Annotated in this window: 18 protein-coding genes; 13 read left to right on the forward strand and 5 right to left on the reverse strand. The window is 62.1% G+C overall.

Annotated features, from left to right (window positions below; genetic code table 11):
- The first annotated feature begins 23 nt into the window (after positions 1-23).
- The 4 genes from HBOR_RS00005 to HBOR_RS20210 all read left to right on the forward strand — a co-directional run bounded on the left by HBOR_RS00005 (position 24) and on the right by HBOR_RS20210 (position 2,455).
- Complete coding sequence (locus HBOR_RS00005) at positions 24-1,067, forward strand: AAA family ATPase (RefSeq protein WP_006054997.1); 1,044 nt, start codon at positions 24-26, stop codon at positions 1,065-1,067.
- Entirely contained in the window at positions 1,067-1,672 is a 606-nt protein-coding gene (locus HBOR_RS00010; protein ID WP_006054996.1) for a protein sorting system archaetidylserine decarboxylase, read from the forward strand. The genes HBOR_RS00005 and HBOR_RS00010 overlap by 1 nt, the downstream gene beginning before the upstream one ends.
- A 56-nt stretch (positions 1,673-1,728) precedes the next feature.
- Positions 1,729-1,950 (forward strand): hypothetical protein, encoded by a 222-nt coding sequence (locus HBOR_RS00015; RefSeq protein ID WP_006054995.1) that lies wholly within the window; start codon positions 1,729-1,731, stop codon positions 1,948-1,950.
- A gap of 115 nt (positions 1,951-2,065) precedes the next feature.
- A complete protein-coding gene (locus tag HBOR_RS20210) occupies positions 2,066-2,455 on the forward strand; it encodes a hypothetical protein (RefSeq protein WP_013440378.1) in 390 nt (129 codons plus the stop codon).
- Positions 2,456-2,460: 5 nt separating this feature from the next.
- Here HBOR_RS20210 and HBOR_RS00025 read toward each other — a convergent pair whose 3' ends face one another.
- A complete protein-coding gene (locus HBOR_RS00025) occupies positions 2,461-3,450 on the reverse strand; it encodes a methyltransferase domain-containing protein (protein WP_049890523.1) in 990 nt (329 codons plus the stop codon).
- Between the two features lie 143 nt (positions 3,451-3,593).
- Between HBOR_RS00025 and HBOR_RS00030 the strand changes: the two genes are divergently transcribed.
- The 4 genes from HBOR_RS00030 (at position 3,594) to HBOR_RS00045 (ending at position 6,019) form a co-directional block, all read left to right on the forward strand.
- Positions 3,594-3,950 carry a hypothetical protein gene (locus HBOR_RS00030; RefSeq protein WP_006054992.1) on the forward strand — a complete coding sequence of 119 codons (357 nt, stop codon included), beginning with the start codon at positions 3,594-3,596 and terminating at the stop codon, positions 3,948-3,950.
- Positions 3,951-4,007: 57 nt separating this feature from the next.
- A complete protein-coding gene (locus HBOR_RS00035; RefSeq protein WP_006054991.1) occupies positions 4,008-4,571 on the forward strand; it encodes a TATA-box-binding protein in 564 nt (187 codons plus the stop codon).
- Between the two features lie 64 nt (positions 4,572-4,635).
- On the forward strand, positions 4,636-5,019 hold the full coding sequence (locus tag HBOR_RS00040; protein WP_006054990.1) for a DUF7473 family protein: 384 nt from the start codon (positions 4,636-4,638) through the stop codon (positions 5,017-5,019).
- 49 nt (positions 5,020-5,068) lie between these two features.
- Positions 5,069-6,019: a CPBP family intramembrane glutamic endopeptidase gene (locus tag HBOR_RS00045; protein ID WP_006054989.1), complete on the forward strand. Its 951-nt coding sequence runs from the start codon at positions 5,069-5,071 to the stop codon at positions 6,017-6,019.
- Between the two features lie 32 nt (positions 6,020-6,051).
- Here the strand turns inward: HBOR_RS00045 and hisG are convergent, their stop codons facing one another.
- Both hisG and HBOR_RS00055 read right to left on the reverse strand, forming a co-directional pair.
- On the reverse strand, positions 6,052-6,897 hold the full coding sequence (hisG, locus tag HBOR_RS00050; RefSeq protein WP_006054988.1) for an ATP phosphoribosyltransferase: 846 nt from the start codon (positions 6,895-6,897) through the stop codon (positions 6,052-6,054).
- Positions 6,898-6,987: 90 nt separating this feature from the next.
- Positions 6,988-7,509, reverse strand: coding sequence for a winged helix-turn-helix transcriptional regulator (locus HBOR_RS00055; protein ID WP_006054987.1), 522 nt, complete (start codon positions 7,507-7,509; stop codon positions 6,988-6,990).
- A gap of 212 nt (positions 7,510-7,721) precedes the next feature.
- Between HBOR_RS00055 and HBOR_RS00060 the strand changes: the two genes are divergently transcribed.
- Together HBOR_RS00060 and HBOR_RS00065 are read left to right on the forward strand one after the other, a co-directional pair.
- Positions 7,722-9,023, forward strand: coding sequence for an amidohydrolase (locus HBOR_RS00060; RefSeq protein ID WP_006054986.1), 1,302 nt, complete (start codon positions 7,722-7,724; stop codon positions 9,021-9,023).
- Between the two features lie 129 nt (positions 9,024-9,152).
- Entirely contained in the window at positions 9,153-10,436 is a 1,284-nt protein-coding gene (locus tag HBOR_RS00065) for an adenosylhomocysteinase (protein WP_006054985.1), read from the forward strand.
- A gap of 27 nt (positions 10,437-10,463) precedes the next feature.
- Here the strand turns inward: HBOR_RS00065 and HBOR_RS19790 are convergent, their stop codons facing one another.
- Positions 10,464-10,625 carry a hypothetical protein gene (locus HBOR_RS19790; RefSeq protein ID WP_006054984.1) on the reverse strand — a complete coding sequence of 54 codons (162 nt, stop codon included), beginning with the start codon at positions 10,623-10,625 and terminating at the stop codon, positions 10,464-10,466.
- A gap of 255 nt (positions 10,626-10,880) precedes the next feature.
- Between HBOR_RS19790 and hjc the strand changes: the two genes are divergently transcribed.
- The 3 genes from hjc (at position 10,881) to HBOR_RS19795 (ending at position 11,785) form a co-directional block, all read left to right on the forward strand.
- The gene (gene hjc / locus HBOR_RS00070; protein ID WP_006054983.1) at positions 10,881-11,336 is read left to right on the forward strand and encodes a Holliday junction resolvase Hjc; all 456 of its coding nucleotides are present in this window, start codon (positions 10,881-10,883) and stop codon (positions 11,334-11,336) included.
- A 90-nt stretch (positions 11,337-11,426) separates the two neighbouring features.
- Complete coding sequence (locus HBOR_RS20535; protein WP_013440380.1) at positions 11,427-11,615, forward strand: hypothetical protein; 189 nt, start codon at positions 11,427-11,429, stop codon at positions 11,613-11,615.
- Between the two features lie 2 nt (positions 11,616-11,617).
- Entirely contained in the window at positions 11,618-11,785 is a 168-nt protein-coding gene (locus HBOR_RS19795) for a hypothetical protein (RefSeq protein WP_006054982.1), read from the forward strand.
- An 81-nt stretch (positions 11,786-11,866) separates the two neighbouring features.
- Here the strand turns inward: HBOR_RS19795 and HBOR_RS00075 are convergent, their stop codons facing one another.
- Positions 11,867-12,601: an SWIM zinc finger family protein gene (locus HBOR_RS00075; protein WP_006054981.1), complete on the reverse strand. Its 735-nt coding sequence runs from the start codon at positions 12,599-12,601 to the stop codon at positions 11,867-11,869.
- Positions 12,602-12,643: the final 42 nt, after the last annotated feature.

A 12,643-nucleotide genomic window follows, 5' to 3' on the forward strand; every position in this document is an offset into this window, starting at 1 on the left:
CTCCGAACTGCTAGGCGAGTTCGATGGACGCGCCCCTGTGGACGGAGACACACGCGCCCTCGCTCTCGGACCTGCCGCAGTCGGAGGTCCGCGACCGACTGGGCCGAACGGTAGACGAACCGATGAATCTCGTACTGCAGGGGCCGCCGGGTGTCGGCAAGACGGCGGCCGTCCGCGCACTCGCCCGTAAGTCCCACGAGGACCCCGAGAACGACCTCGTTGAGATCAACGTCGCGGACTTCTTCTCGCGGACGAAAAAGCAGATTCGCACCGATCCTCGATTCGAGCAGTTCCTCACCGGCCGGAGTCGGATGGCAAAGCGCGATATGATTAGTCGCGTGTTGAAGGAGTCGGCGGGCTACGCGCCCGTCTCTGGCGACTACAAGACCATCCTGCTCGACAACGCCGAACACATCCGCGAAGACTTCCAGCAGGCGCTTCGCCGCGTGATGGAACAGCATCACCGCACCACACAGTTCGTCATCACGACGCGGCAACCGACGAAACTCATCCCGCCGATTCGCTCGCGGTGTTTCCCGGTTCCCGTCCGCGCACCCTCGACCGACGAGACGGAGGCTATTCTCAGCGACATTGCAGAGGCCGAGGACGTGGCATACGACGAGATGGCGCTGAACATCATCGCCTCGAAGGCCGACGGCAACCTCCGAGAGGCCATTCTCGCCGCGCAGAGTGCCGCTGTCGAGGGTGACGATGAGATAACGATGGAGTCGGCGCAGACGGCCCTCTCGGAAGTCGGCCACGACGACAAGTTGAAGGAGATTCTCGAGACGGCCCGCAACGGAGAGATACGGGACGCGAGAAAGACGATAACGACGCTGTTGGACGACGAGGGGTACGACGGGCAGGAACTGCTCCGTGACCTCCTCGCCATTGCTGACAAGTATCCCGAAGAGTTCGGCGAGGCGGACGTGATGCGTCTACACCGCCTCGCGGGAGCGGTCGATTTAGACCTGACAGAAGGGCTTGACGACCGACTGCACCTCACGCATCTGCTTTCAGCATGGGCGGCCGGTCAGCACGAACTGGACGAGGAGCAACTAGCCTAATGCGCTACGCGCCCGGTGTCCGACGGTTCGCGCTTCCCGCGTTCCTCGCGGCCGCCCTCTTTGCCGTCATCGCGCCACCGCTCTCCCTCGTCTCGCTTCTGGGAGGCGGATTCGTGCTGTGGTTCTTCCGTGATCCAGAGCGGAGACCCTCGGCACAGGGCATCATTTCGCCCGCCGACGGTCGCGTGTCAGTTGTCCGCGAGGAGGGCGAACAGATCCGGATTGGCGTGTTTATGAACGTCACCGACGTACACGTCAACCGCGCGCCGTTCGACGCGACGGTCGAGCGTGTCACCCACCGCTCCGGCGCACATCGCCCGGCGTTCTCGAAGGAATCCGAACGGAACGAGCGTGTTGACGTTGCTCTCCAGACGCCCGAGGGACCGGCAGAACTGTCGCTTATCGCCGGTGCGTTCGCTCGTCGGATCCACCCGTACATCGCGGAGAACGACGAACTCGCTCGGGGAGAACGAATCGGCCACATCGACTTCGGGAGTCGCGCTGACGTACTCCTCCCGCCGTGCTACGACCGCTCTGACCTCCTTGTCGAAGAGGGAGACACGCTCCGCGCCGGTGAGTCAGTCGTCGCGCGGCGTGCCGACTGAACGACAACACGTCTGTACAGCTACACTTATCCAGTTGAAGGGAGTACCCACAGCCAATGTCCTCCGAAGAAACCGGCGTCCTCGACACGTTCCTCAAGGGCGCGTTGAATCTCGAAACGCTCGTCGTCCTCCTCGCGTGTTGCGGCGCGCTCGGCTATCTGACGTACGAGTCGTTACTCTCGACCACTACCGCATTCCTCGCCGCGGTTGGCGGTGGTGCGGCGGGCATCGTCGCAACCGTTGTACTGCTGGTACTCGGCCGTCGGTTCTGGTTCTGAGCGAGTGCTTTCGGTCTCGATGTCCCTGGTACTGACACTCACCGCCGCACCGGTCATCGAACGCCGATCATGTTTGTAAGGCAACTGTTATTGGGTTGATCCGAGTAGCGCAGCCATGTCCAGACCCTCCAGATGGTGGTACGGCGTCGTGCCGTTCCCCCTCGTCGTCCTTACCGCACTGCTGTCGCGTTTTGCTGTGCATCGGTTCATCAAACTCTCCACGTCCGGCAGTGGAGAATCGGACTCCGTCGCCGCAATCGCCTCGTTTCTCCTTTCGAGTTTCGCCGATTTGGTCGGCCTCTCCGTCGCCCTGTTCGTTCTCGTCTGTCTCATCCTCGACGTGCGGGCACTCCGACGAGACAGTGCGTGGTCACCGAGTTGGGCGTGGGGACTCGCAGGCGTCGTCCACCTCGTCGGAACCATGTTCACCACCCTTCTCGTCGTCTCGGTCCCGGCGCTCTCGGTGTATCTCTATCGCCGCCGCGGACAAGTCGGACTGCGTTAGCCCCGTTAGGTTCGCGAGAGAACGTGGACGTGCCGGTCCAGCGAGCGATGTACTCGGCGTTCGAACCGCGCGTCTACGGTCCATCCGGCGTCTTCGGCTTCCGCATCCCACGGCCGGTCAGCGATGAGGACGGCTGCGGGAGCCACGCGTGCCGCCTCCGCAAGCGCACCGCCTACGAGGTCCGAGAGTTCGTGGCGGGCGATTTTCGACTGCCGACCGTACGGTGCATCGAACACTACTGCGTCGGCCGCGTCGTCGCAAAGGGGGAGCGAAGTAGCGTCACCACGGACGACATCCCATTCAGCGTCTGGAAGGTACGCCGTGAGGTTCTCGCGTGCCCCGCGAGCCATTTTCGACTGCGCATCGTTACCCACGCCGCGTGCGCCGACGAGTCCCGCTTCGATGAGGATGCCGCCAGTACCGCACATCGGATCCACGACTGTCGCGTCCGGTAAGTCGGGTCCCGCCGCGAGGTTCACGTACGCGCGGGCGTCCAAGGGATCCATACTGCCCGGTTGGAAGAACGGGCGGTCGGTCGGAGCGCGACTCCCGAAGTCGCGGACGCTGGCGGCCGCTTCCCATCCGAGAAGGCAGGTATCGTCGGCAAAAAGGGCGCGGAGGACGTGATCGGGGTCGTCCAGATCGACCTCGAACCCGCGGTCAACGAGGACGCCGCCGAGCGCGCGTTCGGCGGCCGACGCACTCACACCCGAAGAAGAACGCACGTCGCGTCCGCGAACGGCGACGCTCCCCTCACGGTCGAACGAAGCGGCCGAGAGCAGGGCGACCGCACTCTCGACATCGGCGTCCGTTCGCCCGAGAAGTTCCGAGACGTGATGGGTGTACGCGAGGGTCGGCACGCGACCGAGACGGACGCCGCGGGCCGTCGCTAACCCGGGTGCAACCCGTTCGACGGCCGTGGCGGCGGCGCGTTCGGCTTCGAGGGCGGCGAGGGATTCGTCAGCCTCCTCACCGGCGAGTTCGAGGCAGTACACGCTCGGAGCGTGTCCATCCGCGCGTATCAGCGTATCGATGCTGGTCGTTCGGCTGTCGGCGCGGATCGTTCGGCTGTCAACGATTCTAGTCGTTCGACTGTCCGACCGACGGTATAAGTCATCGGACGGCCTCATCTCCGATGATGCCGGGTCTCGCTTCGTTCATCTCGTTTCCGTCAGCGGTTCCGATGCTCGACGCCGTCCTGTGGGTTATCGCCGTCATCTTCTACGGTATCGGGGACTACGTTACCACCATCGCGGCGACATCGCGCCCCGGGGCGCGCGAGCGAAATCCATTCGTTCGACGCCTGTTCGACGGAATTCCCGTTCCGCCGTCGATGACGTTCGCCGCCGCAAAAGTCACCGCGTTCGCCTTCTTCGTCGTGGGCTATGCCACGATCGGTTCATCACTGCTTCGTCCCCTGATTCCGGGCGTCGTCGCCGCCATCGGTATCCTCGTGACGATTCAGAATATCCGGGTACTCGGCGTGAAGAGCTGAACTGTCAGTGTCTGCACTAACCTTTTTCAACCTTAAATACGTCATTTAAGTCGTCGCATGACCGACCCCAAGGATACTATCAACATCGAGAATGTCGTCGCCTCGACCGGTATCGGTCAGGAACTCGACCTCCAGAGCGTGGCGATGGACCTCGAGGGTGCGGACTACGACCCCGAGCAGTTTCCCGGTCTCGTCTACCGGACGCAAGAACCCAAATCTGCGGCGCTTATCTTCCGCTCCGGTAAAATCGTCTGTACCGGTGCGAAATCGACGGACGACGTACACGAGAGCCTCAATCTCGTCTTCGACAAACTCCGTGCACTGCAGATCCCGGTCGATGACGAACCGGATATTACGGTCCAGAACATCGTCACTTCGGCTGATCTCGGCCGGAACCTGAACCTCAACGCGATTGCCATCGGTCTCGGACTGGAGAACATCGAGTACGAACCAGAGCAGTTCCCCGGGTTGGTCTACCGTCTCGACTCACCGGATGTCGTCGCGCTTCTGTTCGGGTCGGGCAAACTCGTCATCACGGGCGGTAAACACCCGTCTGACGCCGAAGGAGCGGTGGACGAAATCGTCTCTCGTCTGAGCGACCTCGGTCTGTACGGCGGATAGCGCTCGGCTTTCTTTCGACGGACGAATATACGCGCCTAAGTCGTCGGCGTTCGTGCGTCCGAACATGACGCTACCCGCCACGCCGTTGCAGTCCGGAGCCTCGGGCAGTGCCCTCGCTGTCGCAGGGACGTTCGCCTCGCTGGCGCTGTTTCTCTCCCTAACCGCTCACATCGCCGCGCGGAACGTCCTCGGCGACGTGCCAGTCAAGTACGCGTTCGTCGTCGGTCCGATTCCGGCGGCTATCGCCGTCGTCGTCACCACGTTCGAACTCAACTCCTATCTCGGTGTCTTCGTCGCCATCATCTTAGACGGCGTGGCGGTGAAGTATCTCTACGGGCAGTCGAACCGACTGTCAGGGTACATCACGTTCATCCACGTGATCGTCTCAATCATTATCGGGACTGTCCTGTACGCCTTATTGGCTCTCTTGAGTACGGCCCCGGTGTAGATAGGTCGAACACGGCGCAGTCGGCTACTTTCTTGCCCCCACAGTTCGAATGCTGACTGTGAACCTCCGTGCACTCGTCTGGAATGCGGACGAGCGGCGTCCGCCCGCTCCAGTCCGTCTGATGCTGGCAGTAGTTGCGCTCATCGTCTCCGTCCTCCTGCTCGGTCTCTTCCTCAGTTTGTTTTTCACCACGACGCCCATTACGTCCGCCTCCTTCGGCCTCTCGTTCGTCGCAATTCTCTTTCCCGGCGTCCTTGCCGTCGGACTTGCTGTCGTCGTTGACCGCAGGACGATAGCCGACCTCGGATTCGGGTTCGACAGAGACTGGTGGATCGACCTCGGGTTCGGTCTATTCCTCGGAGCGGCCCTCATGACCGCCATCTTCCTCGTCGCCCTCGCCGCCGGATGGGTTCGCGTTGAGGGAACGCTCACCGGCGGGTCACGCGGATTCCTTGCCGGATTCACGTTGTTGACGATCCAGTTTCTCGCCGTCGGCGTCTCCGAAGAAATCGTCTCGCGCGGCTACCTCCTCACAAACGTCGCCGAGGGGTTGTCAGGCTACACCACCCGATTCGTCGCCGCGAGTACCGCTGTCCTCTTTTCCTCGGTTGTCTTCGGGGCCGCACACCTCCAAAATCCGAACGCAACGCTCGTGAGTACGGTTGGGATCTCGCTGGCAGGTATCTTCCTCGCTATCGGCTACGTGCTCACCGACGAACTCGCCATTCCCATCGGTCTGCACATCACGTGGAATCTGTTTCAGGGCGGCGTGTACGGATTCGCCGTCAGCGGACTCGGCGTCAGCGCGAACGTCGTGGATACGGTCGAGACAGGACCCGACCTGTTCACTGGCGGCGCGTTCGGTCCCGAGGCGGGACTCCTCGGCGTCTTCGCCATCATTCTCGGGACGTTTCTGATCATCGGCTACGTCCGGTGGCGATACGGCGAAGCGCGACTCGCACCCGGTCTATTCTCTCCCGAACTGCGCTGGCGGGAGTGATGTCCGGCACGCGGCGAGCGACTGGGAGACACCTACTCGACCAATCGCTCGATTTCGGTGACGAGGATGCCCGATGCGCCAACGGACTTCAGATCGTTTACGACCTCGAAGACGTGGCGTTCGTCCACGACAGCGTGGACCGCGACCATATCGTCGCCCGCGACATCCATCACCGTCGGCCCGCCGAGACCGGGAAGCACCTCGCGCACGTCGTCCAGTCGTTCTTGGGGCACGTTCATCATCACGTAGCGTTTGTCCTCCGCGGCGATGACCGACTGGAACGCCGTCACTAACTGATCGACTTTCGGGTCGTCAACCACGTCGGGACGGGCGAACAGGCGAACCGAAGAAGAGAGTACCTCGTCCACGATAGCGAGACGGTTCACGCGAAGCGTCGTCCCCGTAGAAGTGATGTCGATGATGGCATCCGCCATCTCGACGTGTGGGGTGAGTTCCGTCGCACCGGAGACTTCGACGACATCCGCCTCGACACCCTGCTCATCGAAGTAGTTCCGAGCGATGGTTGGGAACTCCGTCGCCACGATTTTGCCCGCCACGTCTTCGACCGACTCGATATCGCCGTCCTCGGGCGCGGCGAGAACGAGGCGACAGGATCCGAACTGCAGATCAACCAGTTCTTCGAGGTCGTGGCCGGACTCGCGCATCTGGTCGAGACCGGTGATTCCGACAGCGGCCGCCCCGTCGCGGACGTACTCGGGAATATCGGCCGCGCGGGCGAACAGCACTGTGACATCGGGATCAACGGTGTCAGCGTACAGTTTCCGGTCGGCACCGCTCTGAATGTGGAGTCCGGCGCGTTCGAGGAGTTCGACGCTCGGATCGTGGAGACGCCCCTTGTTGGGCACGGCGATACGCATACGAGGTTCTCTCGGCGATGGAACCTACACCTTTCGCTCCCGGTGAGGTTGGACGCCGCTCTCCCGCCCAAACGTTAAGTAACCGACTGTTCAGTCCGCGTCCACAGGCGTCTCCGCCCCGGTGGAGTGTTCCACGTCGCGTCCAGCCGTTCCGACAGTCTCGGAGTCGAGACGCGCGAGCAACGCCGCCGTCGCCGCCGGGCGTTCGAGAACCAGCGTCACGCGATTTCTGATGTCGCGTTCCTTTCGCACGATTCCCTCTTCCTCTAAGTGGCCGACGTGCCATTCGAGCGTACTCCGCGCGACGCCGAGATCTTCAGCGAGCGAGGCAGGTCGTGCCTCCTCGGCGTCGAGGAGAGTTGTGAGGATGTTTCGCGCCGTCTCGCGGTGGTAGAGGGCAACAGTCGCACGTTCCCATTCGGTGAGTCCGGGCGGGTAGTAGTGCGTCCGGCCGTAGAACTCCTCGCGGACGAGTCGATCAGAATCGATGAGACGGCGGACGTGATGCTGTACCTGACCGGGCGCAAGATCCAACGAACGGACGAGTCCGTTGAAGTGAATACCCGGATGCGAGTCGACGTACGTTCGAATCTGAATTCGTGTGTCGGTCATCTATCGCTCCCATCGACGCGCCGCGCCGACGCGCCGACGTGTTACTCGCCGTTCGGTTCTCATGGGGGGTAAGTTGGGTCGTCGATTCTCGAAAATCGGGAATCGGATACCTCGGCCGTTTTCACTGGTGGTTTCGGCAGATAACGTCTCGTGTTGCCGCGTGCCAAACTCGACCCGATGGAGTCATACGGCCGCCGTCGGTACGGCCGTGCATGAACGCACTCTGTATTATCGGTGGGCGAGTTCTCCGCCCAGACTGTTCTGTCGAGAACGCCGACGTAGTCATCGATACCGACACGGGTCGCATTCACGACATTGGAGAGGACATTGCGGCCGACTACGACGCCGCAGAGACACTCGACGCTGACGGCTGTCTGGTCATGCCGGGTCTCGTCAACGCCCATACGCACGTTGCCATGACGCTTCTCCGCGGGTATGCCGACGACAAACCGCTCGATTCGTGGCTTCGAGAGGACATCTGGCCCGCAGAAGCCGAACTCGAACCCGAAGACGTGCGTGCCGGGACCGAACTCGGTCTCATCGAGATGATTCGATCCGGGACGACGACGTTTGCTGATATGTACTTCGAGGTGCCCGAGATAGCCGCCGCCGTCGAAGCGTCGGGAATGCGCGCCCGTCTCGGTCACGGGATCGTCACCGTCGCCAAAGACGATGCGGAGGCTGCCACTGACATCGAGGAGGGCCTCCGCGTCGCCCGCGAGTTCGACGGCGCGGCCGACGGCCGGATTCACACCGCGTTCATGCCGCACTCGCTGACGACCGTTGACGAGAAGTTCCTCCGCGAATCCGTGGCGACGGCCCGCGAGAACGAGATTCCCCTGCACTTCCACGCCAACGAGACGACGGATGAGGTCGATCCCATCGTTGAGGAGCGCGACCAGCGGCCGCTCGCGTACGCAGACGAGCTTGGAATGGTCAGCGAGGAAGACTTCCTCGCACACGGCGTCCACGTCGATGCAGCGGAGATCGAACTGCTGGCCGAACGCGGGACCGGTGTGATTCACTGCCCGGCCTCGAACATGAAACTCGCCTCGGGCATCGCACCCGTCCAGCAGATGCTCGACGCGGGCGTTACCGTCGGCATCGGAACCGACGGGGCCGCCTCGAACAACGACCTCGACATGTTCGACGAACTGCGCGACGCTGCGATGCTGGGCAAACTCGGCGCAGACGACGCCTCCGCTGTTCCTGCTGAAGCGGCGATCACGGCCGCAACGGCCGGCAGTGCGGACGCGATCGGTCTTCCCGGCGGGCGCATCGAAGAAGGCGGCGTCGCCGACATTGCCGTCGTTGACCTCGATGCACCACACCTCGCGCCCGCACACGACGTGGTGAGCCATCTCGCCTACGCCGTCCGCGGGTCGGACGTGCGCCACACCATCTGCGACGGACAGATCCTGATGCGTGACCGCGAAGTACTAACGCTAGACGAGGAGGAAGTCGTGGAGACGGCGTGTGAACGGGCGATGGCGCTGGTCGAGCGGGCGGAATAGCCGTCAGAGATCACGTCTCCGCGAGCGAAGCGAGACAGTTTTTGCGAGAAGCAGTGTGCCTTCGGCGCATCCGACGAAGCAAAAAGCTGGTTCGGTAGGATTTTGCCGTGCCTCCGCAAAGCGTCGCCCATGAGCGATTATCCCCCAATCAGCGAGCATCTCGACGATGTCGAGTCCGCTCGTGAAGCGGGCCGCCGCAAGATGGACTGGGCGCTGCAGCACATGCCCATCCTGAACGAACTGCGCGATCAGTTCGAGGCCGAGAAACCCCTCGACGGCGAGGTCATCGGCATGGCGATGCACGTCGAGGCCAAGACGGCCAATTTGGTCGAACTGCTGGCCCTCGGCGGTGCCGAGGTAGCTATCACCGGGTGCAACCCGCTCTCGACGCACGACGACGTGAGCGCCGCGCTCGACGCCAACGACAACATTACCTCGTACGCGGTCCGCGGTGTGGGCGACGACGAGTACTACGAGGCCATCGAGTCGGTCATCTCGCACGAACCCACCATCACGGTTGACGACGGGATGGACATGGTGTTCGCAATCCACGAAGAGTACCCCGAACTCATCGACACCATCGTCGGCGGCGCAGAAGAGACGACGACGGGCGTCCACCGTCTCCGCGCGATGGACGACGACGGCGAACTCAAATACCCCGTCTTCGCCGTCAACGACACGCCGATGAAACGGCTGTTCGACAACATCCACGGCACGGGCGAGTCTTCCCTCGCTAACATCGCCATGACGACGAACGTCTCTTTCGCCTCGAAGAACGTCGTCGTCGCGGGCTACGGCTACTGTGGGAAGGGCGTCGCAAAGAAGGCGGCCGGACAGAACGCCAACGTCATCGTCGCCGAAGTCGAACCCCGCCGCGCGCTCGAAGCGCACATGGAGGGCTACGACGTGATGCCGATGAACGAAGCCGCGAAGGTCGGCGACATCTTCGTGACGACGACGGGCAACCGAGACATCATCACCGAAGAAGACTTCGAGGTGATGAAAGACGGCGCAATTCTCTCGAACGCCGGTCACTTCGACATCGAAATCGACCTCGACGCGCTCTCGGATCTCGCCGTAGACGAGTACGAGGCACGCGACGGCGTGCAGGCCTACGAGATGGAAGACGGCCGCCGTCTGAACGTCCTCGCAGAGGGTCGCCTCGTCAACCTCGCCTCACCAATCGCACTCGGGCACCCCATCGAAGTGATGGACCAGTCGTTCGGCGTGCAGGCAGTCTGCGTCCGTGAACTCGTCGAGAACGGCGACGACTACGACGCCGGAGTCCACGACGTACCCGACGAATTAGACAAAGAAGTTGCCGAAATCAAACTCGACGCCGAAGGCGTCGAAATCGACACCCTGACCGACGAACAGCGCGAGTACATGGGTAGCTGGAGCCACGGAACGTAAGCGGCCGCCAGAATCCACGCGAGCTACTTATTCGATTTCTTCGAACGAGTCAAAAACGTCCCAGCAGTCGCAGTCGAGGTCATCTAGCGATTGGACTTCGTCCGGCAGGCTAGATATCGGCATCCCGCTCCCGACGGCATCACACTCACTCGTGTGTACCGTAAAGTCGCTGCTCGACATCGTGTACATATAGCACACATCAGAATCCCAATACCAAAAAGCTCACTCTCTCAACCGTGTCTTTCAGTGTGTCTTCAGCGCCCGATTTGGGGACGCTCCGGCGTTCTAACGCTGTCTGTCTATTCAGGCCGCGCGGCATCGAGCGGGCGAGGACGCTGGCGACGACTCGGCCGACGAACCAATCAATGAAAAACCAGATCTCTCCGGGCCATCCTCCGACTCCGCTTCGGCCAATTTAAGAGCGGCCACGGCCGAGAATCGGCTATGTCTTCGAACCGAAAGGGCGACCGCAGGGAACGCGAACTCGTCAACAAACTTGACGACGCCGGGTTCGCGGTCATGCGCGCCCCGGCGTCCGGAAGCGCGACGGAACGCGAACTGCCGGACGTACTCGCGGGTAACGGCGAGATGTTCTACGCCATCGAGGCGAAGGCGAGTTCCGGCCGACCCATCTATCTCCAAGGCGAAGAAGTCGAGGCGCTCATCTACTTCGCGCAGAACTTCGGTGCGAAATCGCGCATCGCTGTCCGGTTCGACCGGGAAGACTGGTATTTCTTCCACCCCGGCGACCTCTACGTGACCGACGGCGGAAACTACCGCGTCAAAAAGGAAACGGCGCTTGCGGAGGGCGAACCGTTCGACTCGTTCGTCGGCGGTCCCGCACAGAGTCGGTTGACGGATGTCGCGGACGAAACAGACGAAGCCGCAGACGACGCCTGAAGCGGGATAAGAAACCACTGTTACCCACGAGGGGCCATAGACACCGTACCCCACAGATTCATCTTATCGCAGTGATAAACGGGGATTCGAATGGTACACTGTCCTGAATGTCAGTCCACCCTATCCTCCAGCGAAGATATCGCGTTTGAGGAGACCGAGGCGAGAACCGGCTTCGTCAGAGCATCCAAGCGGTTCTACACAGCAAACTGTGCGTCGTGCGGCATGACGATTGGGAGCGGCGTTGCAGGTGCGAAAGCAAACGGCGGAGGTGCCACCTAACGATGGTTCACTGCCCCGAATGCGAGACGGAGTTAGCCGGACAGGGTGACGTCGAATTCGTCGATTTAGGCGCTGAAACTGGATTTTTCAAAGCCTCGAAACGGTTCTACATCGTCGGCTGTAACGAGTGTGGTGCCGCAATCGGTAGCGGCGTTGCTGGCGCGCGGTAAATCGGACGACAGCCAACCCCCTTCTTACGAGACTCGACAGTCACGTCTGACCCCTTCGTTTCCACTGTACGCTGACGTCCGTCAGACGGGTGATGACTGCATCAACTCGCTTCGAGTCGAATCCGTGGCACCGCGCACCGCCTCGGAGTCAGCGAAGTCGAGTTCTACCGGACGGAGGCGTGAGGCTGGGAAGCGATACCGCGTTCGGTTAGCGAGGTCGGCAACACCGCCCGAAAGGGGTACCGAATCCACGTAGACGGCCTCAAAGACGGGTTCGTGCCGTCCGTAGTTGGCATTCGTCTCGTAGTCGGAGACAAGTATTCCCTGCTCGGTCACCGACTCGTCGGCGCGCTCACCGGTCGCACGAACGACGACGAGAAGGCTCTGTGTCTCCCTGTCGCGCACTAGGTCGCCGGGTGCGTGGTCGTGTCGTTCACAGAGAGACGGAGCGTGGTCGAACATCGGGACAAACGTCCGGCGACCGCAGACGGCGCATGCGCTGGTGCGTTCGCCCGGAGCGGGAACGAGGCGTGCAGTAATCTCAATGGCGACGCGTCGGAGATGCTTGCACCGCACGTGCCTGATGCTGCTATCCGGGCAGGTGCAGGTTCCGGCCTCCACATCGGCGACGTAAGTCCCACCCTCCGTCTCGACAACGTAGCGCCCGTCTCTGAGCGGCCGGACGGCCATCGGTTCCTCGCGGGCGCGGCGGGTGCGGCCTGCGTATCCCGCCGCGGGGAACGTCGTCTTCTCCCGGATTGACCGAGCGACGACAGAACGATCTTTCGACGCGGGTGTGTTTCGAGTGTGCGTCATGGGTTATTCTGACTGAGAGCAACTGCTCTCTCGATACTATAT

The sequence above is a fragment of the Halogeometricum borinquense DSM 11551 genome (assembly GCF_000172995.2).
Classification (GTDB): Archaea; Halobacteriota; Halobacteria; order Halobacteriales; family Haloferacaceae; genus Halogeometricum; species Halogeometricum borinquense.

What these genes read in the sequence shown, in the direction of transcription:
- HBOR_RS00005 (WP_006054997.1), top strand. Translation starts at nt 24, where the DNA reads ATGGACGCGCCCCTGTGGACGGAGACACACGCGCCCTCGCTCTCGGAC.
- HBOR_RS00010 (WP_006054996.1), top strand. Translation starts at nt 1,067, where the DNA reads ATGCGCTACGCGCCCGGTGTCCGACGGTTCGCGCTTCCCGCGTTCCTC.
- HBOR_RS00015 (WP_006054995.1), top strand. Translation starts at nt 1,729, where the DNA reads ATGTCCTCCGAAGAAACCGGCGTCCTCGACACGTTCCTCAAGGGCGCG.
- HBOR_RS20210 (WP_013440378.1), top strand. Translation starts at nt 2,066, where the DNA reads ATGTCCAGACCCTCCAGATGGTGGTACGGCGTCGTGCCGTTCCCCCTC.
- HBOR_RS00030 (WP_006054992.1), top strand. Translation starts at nt 3,594, where the DNA reads ATGCCGGGTCTCGCTTCGTTCATCTCGTTTCCGTCAGCGGTTCCGATG.
- HBOR_RS00035 (WP_006054991.1), top strand. Translation starts at nt 4,008, where the DNA reads ATGACCGACCCCAAGGATACTATCAACATCGAGAATGTCGTCGCCTCG.
- HBOR_RS00040 (WP_006054990.1), top strand. Translation starts at nt 4,636, where the DNA reads ATGACGCTACCCGCCACGCCGTTGCAGTCCGGAGCCTCGGGCAGTGCC.
- HBOR_RS00045 (WP_006054989.1), top strand. Translation starts at nt 5,069, where the DNA reads ATGCTGACTGTGAACCTCCGTGCACTCGTCTGGAATGCGGACGAGCGG.
- hisG (WP_006054988.1), bottom strand. Translation starts at nt 6,897, where the DNA reads ATGCGTATCGCCGTGCCCAACAAGGGGCGTCTCCACGATCCGAGCGTC.
- HBOR_RS00055 (WP_006054987.1), bottom strand. Translation starts at nt 7,509, where the DNA reads ATGACCGACACACGAATTCAGATTCGAACGTACGTCGACTCGCATCCG.
- HBOR_RS00060 (WP_006054986.1), top strand. Translation starts at nt 7,722, where the DNA reads ATGAACGCACTCTGTATTATCGGTGGGCGAGTTCTCCGCCCAGACTGT.
- HBOR_RS00065 (WP_006054985.1), top strand. Translation starts at nt 9,153, where the DNA reads ATGAGCGATTATCCCCCAATCAGCGAGCATCTCGACGATGTCGAGTCC.
- HBOR_RS19790 (WP_006054984.1), bottom strand. Translation starts at nt 10,625, where the DNA reads ATGTACACGATGTCGAGCAGCGACTTTACGGTACACACGAGTGAGTGT.
- hjc (WP_006054983.1), top strand. Translation starts at nt 10,881, where the DNA reads ATGTCTTCGAACCGAAAGGGCGACCGCAGGGAACGCGAACTCGTCAAC.
- HBOR_RS20535 (WP_013440380.1), top strand. Translation starts at nt 11,427, where the DNA reads ATGGTACACTGTCCTGAATGTCAGTCCACCCTATCCTCCAGCGAAGAT.
- HBOR_RS19795 (WP_006054982.1), top strand. Translation starts at nt 11,618, where the DNA reads ATGGTTCACTGCCCCGAATGCGAGACGGAGTTAGCCGGACAGGGTGAC.
- HBOR_RS00075 (WP_006054981.1), bottom strand. Translation starts at nt 12,601, where the DNA reads ATGACGCACACTCGAAACACACCCGCGTCGAAAGATCGTTCTGTCGTC.